A 468-nucleotide genomic window follows, 5' to 3' on the forward strand; every position below is an offset into this window, starting at 1 on the left:
AAGTTCCTTTAGGTAGAATGTCGCGAATCAGCGTGTGATTTTTCTCAATTCTCCCTTTCTGGTCAGAGCGATTAGGGTCACAAAAGAAGAGTTTACTCTCTCCTCGCACATCCATTTCGATATCATCGACCCTGGCAAACTCTCCACCATTATCGGTAAGAATGACAGGGAAGAGTTGGGATAAATCTTTGTCAGCTTGGTGAAGAGTGTTCTTGATGTCATAAAGGTGTTTGGTAACCTCAAGGGCAGTTTTATTATCCAGAAGTCTAGCGAAGATAAAGTTACAGAAAGATAGATTGAAGGTGAGTAGGACTTTCCCTCCCATCCTTCCCAGAACTGTATCCATTTCCAGCCAAGAGTCTAGTTGATTCAGTGCTAAATAGTTTTGGAAATCCTCATAGGAACGGCCTTTTTTAGCTTCTTTAGGGATGGAAGGTAGCTTACTTTTTCGTCTTTCTTTGAATTTAA

The 468-nt window shown here is 41.0% G+C and carries 1 protein-coding gene; it reads right to left on the bottom strand.

Annotated features, from left to right (window positions below; all coding sequences use genetic code 11):
• On the bottom strand, window positions 1-468 hold a 468-nt coding region (locus DSY56_RS11695), incomplete at both ends, for a transposase (RefSeq protein ID WP_373455507.1).

The organism is Streptococcus sp. 596553 (genome assembly GCF_900411395.1).
Classification (GTDB): Bacteria; Bacillota; Bacilli; order Lactobacillales; family Streptococcaceae; genus Streptococcus; species Streptococcus mitis_BA.